12 protein-coding genes are annotated in these 15574 nt (G+C 69.6%); 10 read left to right on the top strand and 2 right to left on the bottom strand.

The features are described from left to right. Positions 1 to 50: 50 nt before the first annotated feature. A complete protein-coding gene (locus CLV77_RS10440; RefSeq protein WP_076980609.1) occupies positions 51 to 563 on the top strand; it encodes a hypothetical protein in 513 nt (170 codons plus the stop codon). A 14-nt stretch (positions 564 to 577) separates the two neighbouring features. Continuing rightward, entirely contained in the window at positions 578 to 2221 is a 1644-nt protein-coding gene (locus tag CLV77_RS10435) for an AMP-binding protein (protein ID WP_083707841.1), read from the top strand. Positions 2222 to 2309: 88 nt separating this feature from the next. On the opposite strand, the gene glmS is transcribed toward CLV77_RS10435, so the two are convergent. After that, on the bottom strand, positions 2310 to 4127 hold the full coding sequence (gene glmS, locus CLV77_RS10430; protein WP_076980611.1) for a glutamine--fructose-6-phosphate transaminase (isomerizing): 1818 nt from the start codon (positions 4125 to 4127) through the stop codon (positions 2310 to 2312). Between the two features lie 5 nt (positions 4128 to 4132). After that, positions 4133 to 5491 (bottom strand): bifunctional UDP-N-acetylglucosamine diphosphorylase/glucosamine-1-phosphate N-acetyltransferase GlmU, encoded by a 1359-nt coding sequence (gene glmU / locus CLV77_RS10425; RefSeq protein WP_076980612.1) that lies wholly within the window; start codon positions 5489 to 5491, stop codon positions 4133 to 4135. Positions 5492 to 5689: 198 nt separating this feature from the next. On the opposite strand from glmU, the gene CLV77_RS10420 reads away from it, so the two are divergent. The 8 genes from CLV77_RS10420 (at position 5690) to CLV77_RS10385 (ending at position 15527) form a co-directional block, all read left to right on the top strand. Then, positions 5690 to 6370 carry an HAD-IA family hydrolase gene (locus tag CLV77_RS10420; protein ID WP_076980613.1) on the top strand — a complete coding sequence of 227 codons (681 nt, stop codon included), beginning with the start codon at positions 5690 to 5692 and terminating at the stop codon, positions 6368 to 6370. 100 nt (positions 6371 to 6470) lie between these two features. Next, on the top strand, positions 6471 to 7685 hold the full coding sequence (locus tag CLV77_RS10415) for a DegT/DnrJ/EryC1/StrS family aminotransferase (RefSeq protein ID WP_076980614.1): 1215 nt from the start codon (positions 6471 to 6473) through the stop codon (positions 7683 to 7685). A 91-nt stretch (positions 7686 to 7776) separates the two neighbouring features. Continuing rightward, a complete protein-coding gene (locus CLV77_RS10410; RefSeq protein WP_076980615.1) occupies positions 7777 to 8937 on the top strand; it encodes an isovaleryl-CoA dehydrogenase in 1161 nt (386 codons plus the stop codon). Positions 8938 to 9053: 116 nt separating this feature from the next. Beyond that, positions 9054 to 9791 carry a flavodoxin family protein gene (locus CLV77_RS10405; RefSeq protein ID WP_076981192.1) on the top strand — a complete coding sequence of 246 codons (738 nt, stop codon included), beginning with the start codon at positions 9054 to 9056 and terminating at the stop codon, positions 9789 to 9791. Further along, positions 9788 to 10783: an EcsC family protein gene (locus tag CLV77_RS10400; protein ID WP_076980616.1), complete on the top strand. Its 996-nt coding sequence runs from the start codon at positions 9788 to 9790 to the stop codon at positions 10781 to 10783. The genes CLV77_RS10405 and CLV77_RS10400 overlap by 4 nt, the downstream gene beginning before the upstream one ends. A 37-nt stretch (positions 10784 to 10820) precedes the next feature. Beyond that, positions 10821 to 12428, top strand: a complete 1608-nt coding sequence (locus CLV77_RS10395; RefSeq protein WP_076980617.1) for a carboxyl transferase domain-containing protein — start codon at positions 10821 to 10823, stop codon at positions 12426 to 12428. Between the two features lie 86 nt (positions 12429 to 12514). Then, on the top strand, positions 12515 to 13504 hold the full coding sequence (locus tag CLV77_RS10390) for an NAD(P)H-dependent flavin oxidoreductase (protein WP_076980618.1): 990 nt from the start codon (positions 12515 to 12517) through the stop codon (positions 13502 to 13504). After that, positions 13497 to 15527: an acetyl/propionyl/methylcrotonyl-CoA carboxylase subunit alpha gene (locus tag CLV77_RS10385; RefSeq protein WP_076980619.1), complete on the top strand. Its 2031-nt coding sequence runs from the start codon at positions 13497 to 13499 to the stop codon at positions 15525 to 15527. Before CLV77_RS10390 ends, CLV77_RS10385 begins: the two co-directional genes overlap by 8 nt. The last annotated feature ends 47 nt before the right edge of the window (positions 15528 to 15574 follow it).

Raw genomic sequence — 15574 nt, 5'->3', positions numbered from 1 at the left:
GGGCGCATTGCGCCGTTGAAGCCGGGCGGGTGCGAAGCTACGTTCGGGTCATGTCAGTCATCTTGCGCCGTATCGCCCCGCCCGTTCTGATCCTTGCCCTGGCTGCCTGCTCGGGCAACCCCTTCACGCGCACCGAGACACCTGTTGAACCGGTCCCCGCCGCCCCCGTGTCGGATGCCAAGGTGGCGGCAACCACCACGCCCGCCGGGTCGGGCGTTTCGATCGGCACCGGCCCCGGCAAGAGCGCCGAGGCCCTCGACACCACCACCGGCAAGGAGCGGGCCGCCGCGGCCACCCCCAGCGCGCCGGTCTCCGACAAGCTGGGGCGGACCATCGCCTCGCTGGGCGATCCGGCCGAAACCGGGTTCTGGTTGAAGACGCCGCTGGTCACCTCCACCCGCAAGGGCCGGGTCGAGGATGCCGACACCGGTAAGACGGCCGAGGTCGAGCTGCGCCCCAGTGGCGGCGCGCGCGGCAGCGGCAGCCAGCTGTCGCTGGCCGCGATGCGCCTTCTCGGGGTGCCCCTGACCGGGCTTCCCGAGCTTGTCGTCTACACCCGCTAGATTGGCCCGCTAGAATGACGGGCGCGCCTGCCGGGACCACTCTCCGCCGCCCCGAGACGGGCGGTTGGGCGGCGATGCGGCGCGATTTCCGCTGGCACATCCCGGCGCGGATGAACATCGCCGAGCTTTGCCTCGAGCGGCACGCGCGCGCCGAGCCGGGCGCGACGATGCTGATCCATGTCGCTCCCGACGGCACTTCGCGCGAATGGAGCCGGCAAGAGATCTCCCGCGCCTCGAACCGCTTCGCCAACGCCCTCCGCGCGGCCGGGGTGGCCCGTGGCGACCGGGTCGGCCTGATGCTGAGCCAGGGGCCCGAGGTGCTGATCGCCCATATGGCGATCTTCAAACTGGGGGCGGTATCGCTGCCGCTCTTCACGCTGTTCGGCCCCGATGCGCTGGCCTACCGGCTGAAGGACAGCGGCGCCCGCGTCGTGGTGACCGACCGGGACAATCTGGACAAACTGCCGGGGCAGGGGGCGCCCAACGGGGCGGGCGTGGTCTTCTGCACCGATCCCGGACCGCAACCTGCGGGCGTGCGCGACTTCTGGGCCGATCTCGGCGCCGCCTCGGACCGCTTCGCGATGCTCGACACTGCCGCGGACGATCCGGCGGTGCTGATCTACACCTCCGGCACCACCGGCTCGCCCAAGGGGGTGTTGCACGCCCACCGCTTCCTGCTGGGTCACATGCCCCTGAACGAGCTGTCGCACGGGTTTTTCCCGCAGCCGGGCGACCGGGGCTGGACCCCGGCCGACTGGGCCTGGATCGGCGGGCTGATGGATCTTGCCATGCCCTGCCTGCTGCACGGGGTGCCGCTGGTTTCCTGCCGGATGCGCAAGTTCGATCCCGGCGCGGCCCTGGGCCTCATGGCCCGCCACGGGGTGCGCAACAGCTTCCTGCCCCCCACCGCCCTGCGCCTGATGCGGCACGAGCCTGTGCCCGGGGGGCTGCGCCTGCGTTCGATCGCCTCGGGCGGCGAAAGCCTGGGCGCCGATCTTCTGGACTGGGGAAGCTCGCGGCTGGGGGTCGAGATCAACGAGATCTACGGCCAGACCGAGTGCAACCTTGTGATCGGCACCTGCCGTCAGCTGGAGCCGGTGCCCGAGGGGACGATGGGCCGCGCCGTCCCCGGCCACGATGTCGCGATCATCGACGCCGCGGGCCAGCCCCTGCCACCCGGAGAACTGGGCGAGATCGCGGTGCGTGCCCCCGACCCGGTGATGTTCCTGCAATACTGGGGCAAACCCGACGAGACGGCGGCAAAATTCGACGGCGAGTGGATGCGCACGGGCGATCTGGGCCGCTGCGACGAGACGGGGCTTTTTACCTTCGAGGGGCGCGACGACGATGTCATCACTTCGGCGGGCTACCGCATCGGCCCGACCGAGATCGAGAATTGCGTCCTCACCCACCCCGATGTCATCGCGGCCGCGGCCGTGGGGGTGCCCGATGCCCGGCGGACCGAGATCGTCAAGCTCTTCGCCGTTCTGCGCCCCGGCGCCAGCCGGGAGGGTCTGGAAGAGGCCCTGGTCGAGATGGTGCGCAGCCGGGTCTCGCCCCATGTGGCGCCGCGGGCGGTGGAATGGATCGACAGCCTGCCCACCACCGCCACCGGCAAGGTCATGCGCCGCGCCCTGCGCGACCGCGACATCCCCTAGGCCCGGCCCCCGCCTTCATTGTCGTGCAAATATCCACGTCGCACCGCCCCCGCCGGGCCCACCAGCGGGGTGGGGCGCAGGACCGCGCCTATTCGACGGTGACCGACTTGGCCAGGTTGCGCGGCTGGTCCACGTCGGTGCCCTTGGCCACCGCCGTGTGATAGGCCAGCAGCTGGGCCGCCACCGCGTAGCTGATCGGTGCGAACAGCGGGTCCACCTCGGGCATCACCAGCGTGTGCCAGGTCCCGTCCGAGGCGGTCTCGGCCCCTTTGCGGTCGGTGATCAGGACCACCTTGCCGTGGCGCGCCATCACCTCCTGCATGTTCGAGACGGTCTTGTCGAAAAGCGCGTCGCGCGGCGCCAGCACGACCACCGGGGTCTTGTCGTCGACCAAGGCGATGGGCCCGTGCTTCAACTCGCCAGATGCGTAGCCTTCGGCGTGGATGTAGCTGATTTCCTTGAGTTTCAGCGCGCCTTCCAGGGCCAGGGGATACATCGGCCCGCGCCCCAGGAACAAGACGTCGGTGGCCTCGGCGAGCTGGCTGGCGATGGCAGCGATGGCCTCGTCCCGGACCAGGGCCTGGCTCAGGATACCAGGCATCTGGCGCAGCGTCCCGCGCAGGCGCTCCAGCTCCTCGGGGGGGGTGGCGCCCCGGTCGGCGGCGGCCTTCAGCGCCAGCAGGGCCAGCACGCCCAGCTGGTTGGTGAAGGCCTTGGTGGAGGCAACCCCCACCTCCACCCCGGCGTGGATTTGCAGGGCGCTGTCGGCCTCGCGTGCGATCGAGCTTTCGGCGACGTTGACCACCGCCAGGATGTGATCGGCCTTGCCCTGGCAATAGCGCAGGGCGGCGAGGGTATCGGCGGTCTCGCCCGATTGGCTGACGAAAAGCGCGACGGTGCCGGCGGTAATCGGCGGCTCGCGGTAGCGGAACTCGCTTGCGACGTCGATCTCGACGGGAATGCGGGCCAGCTTCTCGATCCAGTATTTCGCCACGTGACAGGCGTAGAAGGCGGTGCCGCAGGCCACCAGCACCAGCCGGTCGACCTTGGCGAAGTCGGGCGTGGCGGCCAGCGCCTCGGCCTCGGCCCCGTCCAGGTAGCGGCTGATCAGATCGCCCAGCACGGTCGGCTGCTCGGCGATTTCCTTGGACATGAAGTGGCGGTGACCACTCTTGTCGACCTGGACGTTGTCGAGGCGGATGCGCTTCTCGGGCCGGTTGGCCAGGGCGCCGCGCGCGTCCCGCACGGTGACCCCGTCGCGGGTGACGACGGCCCAGTCGCCTTCTTCAAGATAGGTGATGCGATCGGTGAGCGGCGCCAGCGCGATCGCGTCCGAGCCCACGTACATCTCGCCGTCGCCGTGGCCGATCGCCAGGGGCGAGCCCTTGCGCGCGGCGACCATCAGGTCCTCTTCGCCGTCAAAGAGGAAGCACAGTGCATAGGCCCCTTCCAGCTTGGCGATGGTGCGGGCCGCGGCCTCCTCCGCCGTCAGGCCCTGGTCCAGGTGAAGCTCGGTCAGCAGGGCGACGGTCTCGGTGTCGGTGTCGGTCTCGTAGCCGATACCGGCCTCGGCCAGTTCGGCGCGCAATTCGCGGAAATTCTCGATGATGCCGTTGTGAACCACCGCCACCCGCCCAGCCCGGTGGGGGTGGGCGTTGCCGATGGTGGCCGCGCCATGGGTGGCCCAGCGGGTGTGGCCGATGCCCGACTTGCCGGCCAGGGGTTCGTGGACCAGCAGGTCCGACAGGTTGACCAGCTTGCCGACCGCGCGGCGGCGATCAAGGGTGCCGCGATCCACCGTTGCGATGCCGGCGCTGTCATAGCCCCGGTATTCCAGCCGTTTCAGCGCCTCGACTATGATCGGGGCGACCTCATGGCTGCCCAGGACTCCGACGATACCGCACATCTTGATTATTCTCCGCTGGAGGATTTGCGCGCCTTGATGGCACGAAGGTTCTGCATGATCCGCAGGGCGAGGCCGGGCTTGTTGACCTGCTTGGCGCGTCCGAGCGCCAGTGCCCCGTCCGGCACATCCGTGGTCACGACGGAGCCCGAGCCCGTCATCGCCCCGTCGCCCACGCGCACCGGCGCCACCAGCGCCGTGTTCGAGCCGATGAAGGCCCCCGCGCCGATATGAGTATGGTGCTTCATCACGCCGTCGTAGTTGCAGGTGATCGTGCCGGCGCCGATGTTGGCGCCGTCGCCGACGGTGCTGTCGCCGACATAGGCCAGGTGGTTGGCCTTGGCTCCCTCGCCGAAGGTGGCGTTCTTGACCTCGACGAAATTGCCGATGCGCACGTCATTGCCCAGCTCGGCGCCGGGGCGCAGGCGGGCATAGGGGCCGACGATGGCGCCAGCGCCCACGTGGCACCCTTCAAGATGCGAGAAGGCGCGGATCGTGGCGCCGGACTCAACCGTCACCCCAGGGCCGAAGACCACGTTGGGTTCGATCACCGCGTCGCGGCCGACATGGGTGTCGCGCGACAGGTGCACGGTTTCGGGGGCGGTCAGGGTCACGCCATCCTCCTGCAGGGCGGCGCGGGCGCGGTCCTGGAAGGCGCGTTCGGCGGCGGCCAGGTCGGCGCGGGTGTTGACGCCCATGGTCTCGGTCTCGTCGCAGGTGACGACCGTGGTGCCGAGGCCCCGCTTGCGGGCGACGGCGACGATGTCGGTCAGGTAGTATTCGCCCGAACCGTTGTCGTTGCCCACCTCCGAGATCAGCTCGAACAGGGTGGCGGCATCGGCGCAGACCACGCCGCTGTTGCACAGGTCGATGCGGCGCTCTTCGTCGGTGGCGTCCTTGAACTCGACGATGCGCTCCAGCTTGTCGCCATTCATCACCAGCCGGCCGTAGCGGCCCGGATCGCCCGCGCGAAAGCCCAGCACGACGACCGCGCTGCCAGCGGCGCGGGCTTCGGCCATGCGCGACAGGGTCTCGGGGCGGATGAAGGGGGTGTCGCCGTAAAGCACATAGGCGTCGCCGTCGAAATCCGACAGGGCCGCGCGGGCCTGATCGACGGCGTGGGCGGTGCCCAGCTGCTCTTCCTGGCGGACGACCGTCACATCGGGGTCGTGGTCGCGGGCGGCGGCCTCGACCGCCTCGGCGCCGTGGCCCGCGACGATCACGGTGCGCGACGGTTCCAACACGGCACCGCTTTCCATCGCGTGGACAAGCAGGGGCGCCCCGGCCACCTGGTGCAGAACCTTTGGCAGTTCGGAATTCATGCGGCTCCCCTGGCCGGCGGCCAGGATGATCAGTGCGTCATTCATCAATTGCTGTCTTTCAATTTTTCGCCTCTCGTTTTATCCGCTTGCGCGTGGGCCGCAAGGGGAGCGGCACTCACGAAATAAGACTCAGGTTACATCCCGCCGGCCTGTCGCCCCGGCCGCCTCCGGCGGCGACTCCCGGCGGCGGAGACGGATCAAACCCGGCCTTGCTCATGGCCCAAACCTTGCAGGAGCGCGCTTATGCGGACGGTCATCTTCGATCTAGACGGAACTCTCGCCGATACCAGTGGCGATCTGATCGCAGCCGCAAATCACTGCTTCCGCGTCGGGGGGCACGACGTGCAGCTTTGTGCCGATGGCGACCAAGCGACCGCCTTTCGCGGCGGCAAGGCGATGCTGCGGCTGGGGCTTGAACGTCTGGGCCTGGAAGGGGCGGACCTTGAGGCCGGTATCGAGGAAGGTTATCCCGCCCTGCTGGAATTCTATGGTGCCAATATCGACACCCACACGGTGATCTATCCCGGCGTCGTGCCGGCGCTGGAGCGGCTGGCCGAGACGGGCCACCTGCTGGGCGTCTGCACCAACAAGCCCGCCGCCCTGGCCGAAACGCTCCTGGCACGCCTTGGTCTGCGGGGCCATTTCGGGGCCATGGTGGGGGCCGACACCCTAAAGGTGCGCAAGCCCGATCCCGCCCCGCTGATCGAGACGATCGCGCGGCTGGGGGGCGACCCGGGGTGCGCGGTGCTGGTGGGCGACACGATCACCGATGCGCTGACCGGCCGCGCCGCCGGGGTGCCGGTGATCCTGACCACCTTCGGCCCCACCGGCCGCGGGGTCGAGGAGCATGGGCCCGACGGGCTGTTCGATCATTACGACACGCTGCACGAGGTGGTGGACAGGCTGCTGGACGCCCGGGGCTGACCAGGCCGCGCCCTTGCCCGGCGCGGGGGCAATTGCTGCCTTGACGCTATGCAGGTCCCGCGCCCTTCGCTAGGCTCACCGCAAATCGCGGGGGGCGCCCATGGACGATAGGATCAGCGACGACAGCTCGGTCTTCACGGGCAGCTTCACCCAGCAGGAGCCGATCCCCGAGGCCGGGATCGAGGCCGCCGTGCGGGTCATGCGCCACGGCCGGCTGCACCGCTACAACACCTTGGAGGACGAGGCCGGCGAGACCGCCTTGCTGGAGCAGGAGTTCGCCGCCGCCACCGGCGCGCGCTTCTGCCTGGCCGTGGCCTCGGGCGGCTACGCGCTGGCTTGCGCGCTTCGGGCGCTGGGCGTGGCGCCTGGCCAGCCTGTCCTGACCAACGGCTTCACCCTGGCGCCCGTGCCCGGGGCGGTGGCGGCGGTGGGGGCCGTGCCGGTCTTTGTCGAGACGACGGCGGGGCTGACCATAGACATGGACCACCTGCGCGACCGGATCGCCGCCAGCGGCGCCCGCGTCCTGCTGCTGTCGCACATGCGCGGCCACATCTGCGAGATGGAGCGGCTGATGGACATCTGCGACAAGGCCCGCGTCACCGTGGTGGAGGATTGCGCCCACACGATGGGCGCCGACTGGAACGGCGCGCCCTCGGGGCGGTTCGGGGCATTGGGGTGCTACTCGGCCCAGACCTACAAGCACATCAACTCGGGCGAGGGCGGCTTCCTGGTGGGCGACGATCCCGAGGTCATGGCGCGGGCGGTGATGCTCTCGGGCAGTTACATGTTCCATGATCGGCACCCGGCCGGTCCTGCTGCCGCCGCCTATCAGCGGATCCGGTTCGAGACCCCCAACATGTCGGGCCGGATGGACAACCTGCGCGCCGCGATCCTGCGCCCGCAGATCGCCGACCTGCCCCGTCGCCGGGCCGAATGGGCCACCCTCTACCGCGCGGTCGAGGAGGGGCTTGCCGGGGTCGAGGGCCTGTCGCTGATCCTCCGGGACGGGCGCGAGGGCTTTGTCGGCTCATCCTTCCAGTTTCTGCTGCCGGGCTGGGACGGAGAACGGATCGCGCGACTGGTTGCGGCCTGCGCGGTGCGGGGCGTGGTGCTGAAATGGTTCGGTGCGGCCGAGCCACAGGGCTATACCTCGCGCCACGACAGCTGGCGCTATGCCCCGGCACAGGAGCTTCCGCGCACCGACAAGGTGCTCTCGGCCCTGCTGGATTTCCGCCTGCCGCTTACCTTCAGTTCCGACGACTGCACGCTGATCGCCCGCATCATCGCCAGCGAGGTGGCGCGTCACGCCGCTTGACCCGGCTCGCCCCCGCCGCTATTAATTGAACGCACGTTCAATAACTGTTCCCGACCACCCGCGACCCACTCCAGCCCGAAGGATCCCGCCCATGTTCACCGCATCGATGAGGTTCGATCTTGGCGAAGACGTCAACGCGCTGCGCGAGATGGTGCACCGCTGGGCGCAGGAACGGATCAAGCCGATGGCCGGCCAGATCGACGCAAGCAACGAATTCCCGTCCGAGCTGTGGTCCGAGATGGGTGAGCTTGGCCTTCTGGGCATCACCGTCCCCGAAGAGTTCGGCGGCGCCGGCATGTCCTATCTGGCCCACACCGTCGCGGTGGAGGAAATCGCCCGCGCCTCGGCCTCGGTCAGCCTGTCCTACGGCGCCCATTCCAACCTGTGCGTCAATCAGATCCGGCTGAACGGCACTCAGGCGCAGAAGGAAAAATACCTGCCGGGTCTGGTCTCGGGGCAGCATGTCGGCGCGCTGGCCATGTCCGAGGCCAGCGCCGGTTCGGACGTGGTCTCGATGCGCCTGCGGGCCGAAAAGCGCAACGATCACTACCGCCTGACCGGCAACAAATACTGGATCACCAACGGCCCCGACGCCGACACGCTGGTGGTCTATGCCAAGACGGATCCTCAGGCCGGCAGCCGTGGCATCACCGCCTTCCTGATCGAGAAATCCATGAAGGGTTTCACCACCAGCCCGCATTTCGACAAGCTGGGGATGCGCGGCTCGAACACGGCCGAGCTGATCTTCGACGACGTCGAGGTCCCGTTCGAGAATGTTCTGGGCGACGAGGGCAAGGGCGTGCGGGTCCTGATGTCGGGGCTGGATTACGAACGTGTCGTGCTGGCGGGCATCGGCACCGGCATCATGGCCGCCTGTCTGGACGAGGTGATGCCCTACCTGCGCGAACGCCAGCAGTTCGGTCGCCCGATCGGAGAGTTCCAGCTGATGCAGGGCAAGATCGCCGACATGTATACGGCGATGAATACCGCGCGGGCCTATGTCTACGAGGTGGCGCGCGCCTGCGACCGGGGCGAAGTCACGCGGCAGGACGCGGCGGCCTGCGTGCTCTACTCCTCGGAAGAGGCGATGAAACAGGCGCATCAGGCGGTGCAGGCGCTGGGCGGGGCGGGCTTTCTGGCCGACAGCCCGGTCGCGCGGCTTTTCCGCGACGCCAAGCTGATGGAGATCGGCGCGGGAACATCCGAGATACGGCGGATGTTGATTGGGCGAGAGTTGATGGCCGCTGACTGACGCGGGGCGACGGGGGCTCGCGCGCATCCGCGCCATGCCCCCGCATCCCGATCACCGGCCACGATCCCGCCCGAAACGGCAGCCCCCAAGGGGCACGCCCGCAGATGGAGATAGACATGCCGACATCCGACGCCCCCGCCCTCAAGGCCCTTCTGGTCAACTGCACCCTCAAGCGCGAGCCCGAAGAAAGCCACACCAAGCTGCTGCTGAACGCCGTGGCCCATATCATGGAGCAGAACAACGTCAGCGTGGATCACCTGCATCTTGCCTCCCACGACGTGCCCCCCGGTATCCAGCCCGACATGACCGAACACGGCTACGACACGGATGAATGGCCGCAGCTTTGGAAACGCGTGCTGGCCGCCGACATTCTGGTGATTGGCACCCCCATCTGGCTGGGCGAGGAAAGCTCGATCTGCCGCAAGCTGATCGAACGGCTTTACGCGATGTCGGGCGAGCTGAACGATCAGGGTCAATCGATCTATTACGGCAAGGTTGGCGGCACGGTCGTCACCGGCAACGAGGACGGCATCAAGCATGTGGCCATGTCCACGGGATTTGCCCTCAACCACCTTGGGCTGACCATCGCGCCCCAGGCCGATTGCGGCTGGATCGGCGAGGCGGGGCCGGGCCCCTCGTATGGCGACAAGAAAGAGGGCGCCAAGGACGACAGCGACCGGGTCGGTTTCGACAACGAGTTCACCCAGCGCAACACCACCATCATGACGTGGAACATGATCCACCTTGCCCGGATGCTGAAGGCGCAGAGCGGCATTCCCAACGAGGGCAACGACCGCAACGCCTGGGACGCGGGCGCGCGGTTCGATTTCGAAAACCCCGAGTATCGCGCATGACCGACCCTGACACCACAAAGCCCGGCGGCACCCATGGCACCACGGGGCCGGCGGACGCATCCTTCGGATCGGGCAGCGACCACGGGCCAGCCACAGGCCCGGAGGTGGCACAGGGCGATCCCGCCACCGGCCCGCAGCCCGACGCCCGCGACGCCGCACTTGCCCGCGCCGTCAGCCGCGCCATCGCCGCACAACGCGATTTCGTCGGCCGCCGTCCCACCAAGGTGGGGCGCGGGCTGGACCGACTGACCGCCCCGGTTGCCGAGGCGCTGCGCGGGCGCATCCCCGTCTCGGTCCTGCGCAGCGCCTTGCAGGGCACCGACACGGCGGCGGGGCTGACCATGCCCTCGGGCCCGCCGGACCACGACACCGACGACATCGACGCCTGCGAGGCCGCCGCCCTTCGGGTGCAGGCATGGTCGGCGGGGGGCAACGCGGCCACGGGCGGGGCGGCGGGCCTCATGGGGGGCTTGGGCCTGACGCTGGACATTCCCGCCACCCTGTCGCTGGCCGCGCGAAACGTGCGGGCCACCGGTGCGGCTTACGGCTTTGGCGAGGATACCGACGACGAGCGTGCCTTCCGCCTGATGATCCTTGAGCTGGCCGCCGTGCGGGGCCTCGAGGCGCGGGCCGACTCGCTGGACCGGGTGAACCGGCTCGCCCGGCAGCTCTCTAACCCGCTTGTCCGCGCGGCGGTGGGGCGGGGCAGCGACTGGCTGGTCGAGACGGTGGTTGAACGTGTCGCCCGTCAGCTTGGCGTCAGCCTGCTTCAGCGCAAGGCTGCACAGGTGGTGCCCGTGCTGGGCGGCATCGTCGCCGCCACCGTCAACGCGAGCTTTCAGACCGATGTCAGCCGCGCCGCCCGCTATGCCTATCGCCAGCGCTGGCTGATGGCCCGGCGGATGCTGCCCAATCACGAGGGCGTTTCGACCGATGCGCCCACCGATGCGCCCACCGAACCGCCCCTTGCCGAAGGAGACGCCACCCCATGACCGCTGCCCCGACCACGCCCCCCAAGGGTCGCCGCGCATGAGCGTCCTCAAGTCCCGCATCCGCCCCGGCGACGACAGCTTCGTCGCCAATCGCAAGGCGCATCTGACGCTGCTCGAGACCGCGGCCGAAGCCGCCCGCGCCGCCGCAGCGGGCGGCGGGGACAAGGCCCGCGAGCGGCACCTGTCGCGCGGCAAGATGCTGCCAAGGGACCGGGTGGCGGGGCTTCTGGACCCCGGCAGCCCCTTCCTTGAGGTGGGCGCCACCGCCGCCCACGGCATGTATGACGGCGCGGCCCCCGGCGCGGGCATCATCGCGGGCGTGGGCCGGGTCCACGGGCGCGACGTGATGGTGGTGTGCAACGACGCCACCGTGAAGGGCGGCACCTATTATCCGATGAGCGTCAAGAAACACCTGCGCGCACAGGAGATCGCCGCCGAATGCCGACTGCCCTGCGTCTATCTGGTGGATTCGGGCGGCGCCAACCTGCCCAACCAGGACGAGGTCTTTCCCGACCGCGACCATTTCGGGCGCATCTTCTACAATCAGGCACGGATGAGCGGCGCGGGCATTCCCCAGATCGCCGTGGTGATGGGGTCCTGCACCGCCGGCGGGGCTTATGTGCCGGCGATGTCCGATGTCTCGATCATCGTGCGCGATCAGGGCACGATCTTCCTGGCCGGCCCGCCTCTGGTTCGGGCGGCCACAGGCGAGGTCGTCTCGGCCGAGGATCTGGGTGGCGGCGATGTGCATACGCGCCTGTCGGGCGTTGCCGATTATCTGGCCGAGGATGACGCCCACGCCCTTGCGCTGGCCCGTCAGGCCGTCGCCAACCTCAACCTTGGTCCGCAGCCCGGCATGCCCGTGCAGCCGCCCGAGCCGCCCGCCTATGACCCCGACGAGATTCTGGGCGTGGTCCCCGCCGACCTGCGCACGCCATATGACATTCGCGAGGTGATCGCCCGGCTGGTCGACGGCTCGCGCTTTGACGAGTTCAAGGCCCGCTTCGGCGAAACCCTCGTGACCGGCTTTGCCCATGTCGAGGGGATGCCGGTGGGCCTGATCGCCAACAACGGCGTGCTATTCTCCGAGGCCGCCCAGAAGGGCGCCCATTTCATCGAACTCTGCTCGCAACGGCGCATCCCGCTGGTTTTCCTGCAAAACATCACCGGCTTCATGGTGGGTCGGAAGTACGAGAACGAGGGCATCGCCCGCCACGGGGCCAAGATGGTGACCGCCGTCGCCTCGACCGAGGTGCCGAAGGTGACGATGATCGTCGGCGGCTCGTTCGGGGCGGGCAATTACGGCATGTCCGGCCGGGCCTACCAGCCGCGCTTCCTGTGGAGCTGGCCCAACAGCCGCATCGGCGTGATGGGCGGCGAACAGGCGGCGGGGGTGCTGGCCACGGTGCGCCGCGACGCCATCGAACGTGGGGGCGGCAGCTGGACCCCCGAGGAAGAGACCGCCTTCAAACAGCCCACCATCGAGATGTTCGAGCGTCAGTCCCACCCGCTTTATGCCTCGGCCCGGCTGTGGGACGATGGCATCATCGACCCGCGCCACTCTCGCCGTGTGCTGGCGCTTAGCCTGCGGGCGGCCCTGAACGCCCCCATCCCCGAGACGCGTTTCGGCGTCTTCCGGATGTAGGATTGCGGGGCAGGGGCCGCCGACGGGCAAGGAAAGCGATCGTGCCCGAGGGCAGTTGATCAGAGATAAGGGAGAGTGCGCAGAACATGGCTGACACCGGCATCACCACCCGCCTGACCCGGCGTCTGGGGCTGACCCACCCGATCCTGTCGGCGCCGATGGCGGTTGCGGCGGGCGGTGCGCTTGCGGCGGCGGTGACCCGGGCCGGGGGGCTGGGCCTGATCGGTGGCGGCTATGGGGACGCAGGCTGGATCGAGGCCGAGCGCGCGGCGGCCGGGAACGAGACCACCGGCATCGGCTTCATCACCTGGCGGTTGGAGGGACGCGCCGAGCTGCTGGAACAGGCCTTGGCCCACAAGCCCGCCGCGCTGATGCTGTCCTTTGGGGATCCCGCACCTTACGCCCCCTTGGTGCTGGCGGCGGGCGTGCCGCTGATCGCGCAGGTCCAGACCCTGCGCGATGCGCGTCATGCGGCGGACAGCGGCGCGGATATCATCGTGGCGCAGGGGGCCGAGGCCGGTGGCCACGGCGAGACCCGCGCCACCATGACCCTTGTCCCCGAGGTTGCCGACATGCTGGCCCGCGAGCACCCCCAGACCCTGTTGCTGGCGGCGGGGGGCATCGCCGACGGGCGCGGTCTTGCGGCGGCGCTGATGCTGGGGGCGGACGGGGTGCTTGTGGGCTCGCGCCTTTGGGCCAGTGCCGAGGCGCTGGTGCCCGAGGGTCTGCACCGCGCGGCGCTGGCGGCAGGCGGGGATGACACGCTGCGCTCCTCGGTGCCCGATATCGCGCGGGGGTTGGACTGGCCAGATCGCTACGACATCCGCACCCTGCGCAACGCCTATACCGAGCGCTGGGCGCGGGACCCGCAAGGCCAGCGTGCCGCCGGTCCGGCCGAGGCCGACCGCTACACCAGCGCCGCCTCCACGGGCGACGCCACGATCGCGCCCGCCGTCGTCGGCGAGGCGACGGGGCTGATCCACGACATAAGGCCCGCGGCACAGATCATCGCGGACATGGCGCAGCAGGCGGCCGGGCTTCTGTCCGGCGGCTGGAGAAGGGACGAGGATGTTTGACAAGATACTGATCGCGAACCGGGGCGAGATCGCCTGCCGGGTGATCCGCACCGCGCGGCGCATGGGGCTGGGCACGGTCGCCGTGCATTCCGACGTGGACGCAGGCGCGCAACACGTGCTTCAGGCCGACCAAGCGGTGTCTCTGGGCGGGGCCACCCCCGCCGAAAGCTACCTGCGGGGCGACGCCATCATTCAGGCCGCGCGGGATGCGGGCGCGGGGGCTATCCATCCCGGCTATGGCTTCCTGTCCGAGAACCCGGATTTCGTCGAGGCTGTGGAGGAAGCCGGCCTGACCTTCATCGGCCCCTCGGCCAGGGCGATCCGCGCGATGGGACTGAAGGATGCCGCAAAGGCGCTGATGGAGAAGGCGGGCGTGCCGGTGGTGCCGGGCTACCACGGCGCCGATCAGGACGACGCGCGCCTGTCCCGCGCCGCCGAGGAAATAGGCTACCCGGTGCTGATCAAGGCCGTCGCGGGCGGCGGCGGCAAGGGCATGCGGCTGGTGGAACACGCGGGCGATTTCGCCGCCGCCCTCGCCTCGGCCCGCAACGAGGCGAAGGGCGCCTTCGGCAATGCCGATGTCCTAGTCGAGAAATTCGTGACCGCCCCGCGCCACATCGAAATTCAGGTCTTTGGCGACGGCAAGGACGCGGTGCAACTTTTCGAACGCGACTGCTCGCTTCAGCGCCGCCACCAGAAGGTCATCGAAGAGGCTCCGGCCCCCGGCATGACCCCCCAGATGCGCGAGGCGATGGGCCAGGCCGCCGTCCGCGCCGCCGAGGCCATCGGCTACAGCGGGGCCGGCACGGTCGAGTTCATCGTCGACGGCTCGGACGGGCTGCGCCCCGACCGCTTCTGGTTCATGGAGATGAACACCCGGCTACAGGTCGAGCATCCGGTGACCGAGGCCGTCACCGGCGTCGATCTGGTCGAATGGCAGATCCGCGTGGCGCGGGGCGAGGCGCTGCCCGCCACGCAACAGGACCTGGGCCTCAAGGGCCACGCGGTCGAGGCGCGACTTTACGCCGAGGACGTGCCCGCGGGCTTCCTGCCGGCGGTGGGGCGGCTGGACCTGCTGGAATTCCCTGGGGATGTCCGCGCCGACAGCGGTGTGGTGACCGGCGACCGCATCAGCCCCTATTACGACCCCATGATCGCCAAGCTGATCGTGCATGCCCCCACCCGATCGCAGGCGTTGCAGCGGATGGGCCGGGCGCTGGACGTGACCCGGATCGCGGGGCTGACGACGAACCTGGATTTCCTGGCTGCGTTGGTGCGCCAACCCGATTTCGCTGCCGGCGACGTCGACACAGGCCTGATCGAGCGTAACCTGGCCAAGCTGAAAGGACCCGAGGCGCCGGGGCCGGAGGAGCTGGCCCTGGCCGCGCTGGCCGCGCTGGGCCTGGACGGGGCGGCGGAAGACGCGGGCTTTGCCCTTTGGCAGCCGCTGGAATGGACCGTTCGGATGGTGGTCGGTGGCGGCGGCCCCGCCGGTGGGCGGGAGGTCGAGGCCCGCGTCGCCCTTCCGGGCCCGCAGGGCGCAGGGGGGCAGGCCGGGACAGGCACCCGCGCGCGGGTGCGCCTGGCGTGGGTCGATCCTGCCGAGGCCGGGGAGGCGAAGGACCTCCTGCTGGAAACGCGTGGCGGCCAGTGGTGGCTGGACGGGCGCCGCCTTGACCGACAGGTGATGCGCCACGGTCAGCGGCTGACGGTGACCGGGCGCGGCAGCTGGATCCTCGATGTGGTTGATCCGCTGGACCGTGCCGGGGCAGGGGCCGCTGCCGGCAACATGATCGAGGCGCCGATGCCCGGGCTGATCCGCGCGATCCGCGTTGCCACCGGCGACCGGGTCGCCGAGGGCGCGCCGCTGGCCGTGCTGGAGGCGATGAAGATGGAGCATACGCTGACAGCGCCCCGCGACTGCCGCATCGCCGAGATCCTGGCCGCCGAGGGCGACCAGGTCGAGGCCGGTGCATCGCTGATCGTGCTGGCCGATGACGACGAGGCCGATGATGCCGCCTGAGCACGGGGCCCGGCGCACGCCGCGGTTGCATGGCGGCCCGGCTCCGC

Origin of the sequence: Brevirhabdus pacifica, from assembly GCF_002797755.1 — a bacterium.
Classification (GTDB): Bacteria; Pseudomonadota; Alphaproteobacteria; order Rhodobacterales; family Rhodobacteraceae; genus Brevirhabdus; species Brevirhabdus pacifica.
Note: the sequence above shows the minus strand (reverse complement) of the source record. Positions and strands in the feature narration are given on the sequence as shown.

Bases quoted from the DNA above. Each gene is read 5' to 3' on its own strand.
- CLV77_RS10390 (WP_076980618.1), top strand. From the start codon at position 12,515: ATGGCTGACACCGGCATCACCACCCGCCTGACCCGGCGTCTGGGGCTG.
- CLV77_RS10410 (WP_076980615.1), top strand. From the start codon at position 7,777: ATGTTCACCGCATCGATGAGGTTCGATCTTGGCGAAGACGTCAACGCG.
- CLV77_RS10415 (WP_076980614.1), top strand. From the start codon at position 6,471: ATGGACGATAGGATCAGCGACGACAGCTCGGTCTTCACGGGCAGCTTC.
- CLV77_RS10420 (WP_076980613.1), top strand. From the start codon at position 5,690: ATGCGGACGGTCATCTTCGATCTAGACGGAACTCTCGCCGATACCAGT.
- CLV77_RS10400 (WP_076980616.1), top strand. From the start codon at position 9,788: ATGACCGACCCTGACACCACAAAGCCCGGCGGCACCCATGGCACCACG.
- CLV77_RS10385 (WP_076980619.1), top strand. From the start codon at position 13,497: ATGTTTGACAAGATACTGATCGCGAACCGGGGCGAGATCGCCTGCCGG.
- CLV77_RS10395 (WP_076980617.1), top strand. From the start codon at position 10,821: ATGAGCGTCCTCAAGTCCCGCATCCGCCCCGGCGACGACAGCTTCGTC.
- CLV77_RS10435 (WP_083707841.1), top strand. From the start codon at position 578: ATGACGGGCGCGCCTGCCGGGACCACTCTCCGCCGCCCCGAGACGGGC.
- glmU (WP_076980612.1), bottom strand. From the start codon at position 5,491: ATGAATGACGCACTGATCATCCTGGCCGCCGGCCAGGGGAGCCGCATG.
- glmS (WP_076980611.1), bottom strand. From the start codon at position 4,127: ATGTGCGGTATCGTCGGAGTCCTGGGCAGCCATGAGGTCGCCCCGATC.
- CLV77_RS10440 (WP_076980609.1), top strand. From the start codon at position 51: ATGTCAGTCATCTTGCGCCGTATCGCCCCGCCCGTTCTGATCCTTGCC.
- CLV77_RS10405 (WP_076981192.1), top strand. From the start codon at position 9,054: ATGCCGACATCCGACGCCCCCGCCCTCAAGGCCCTTCTGGTCAACTGC.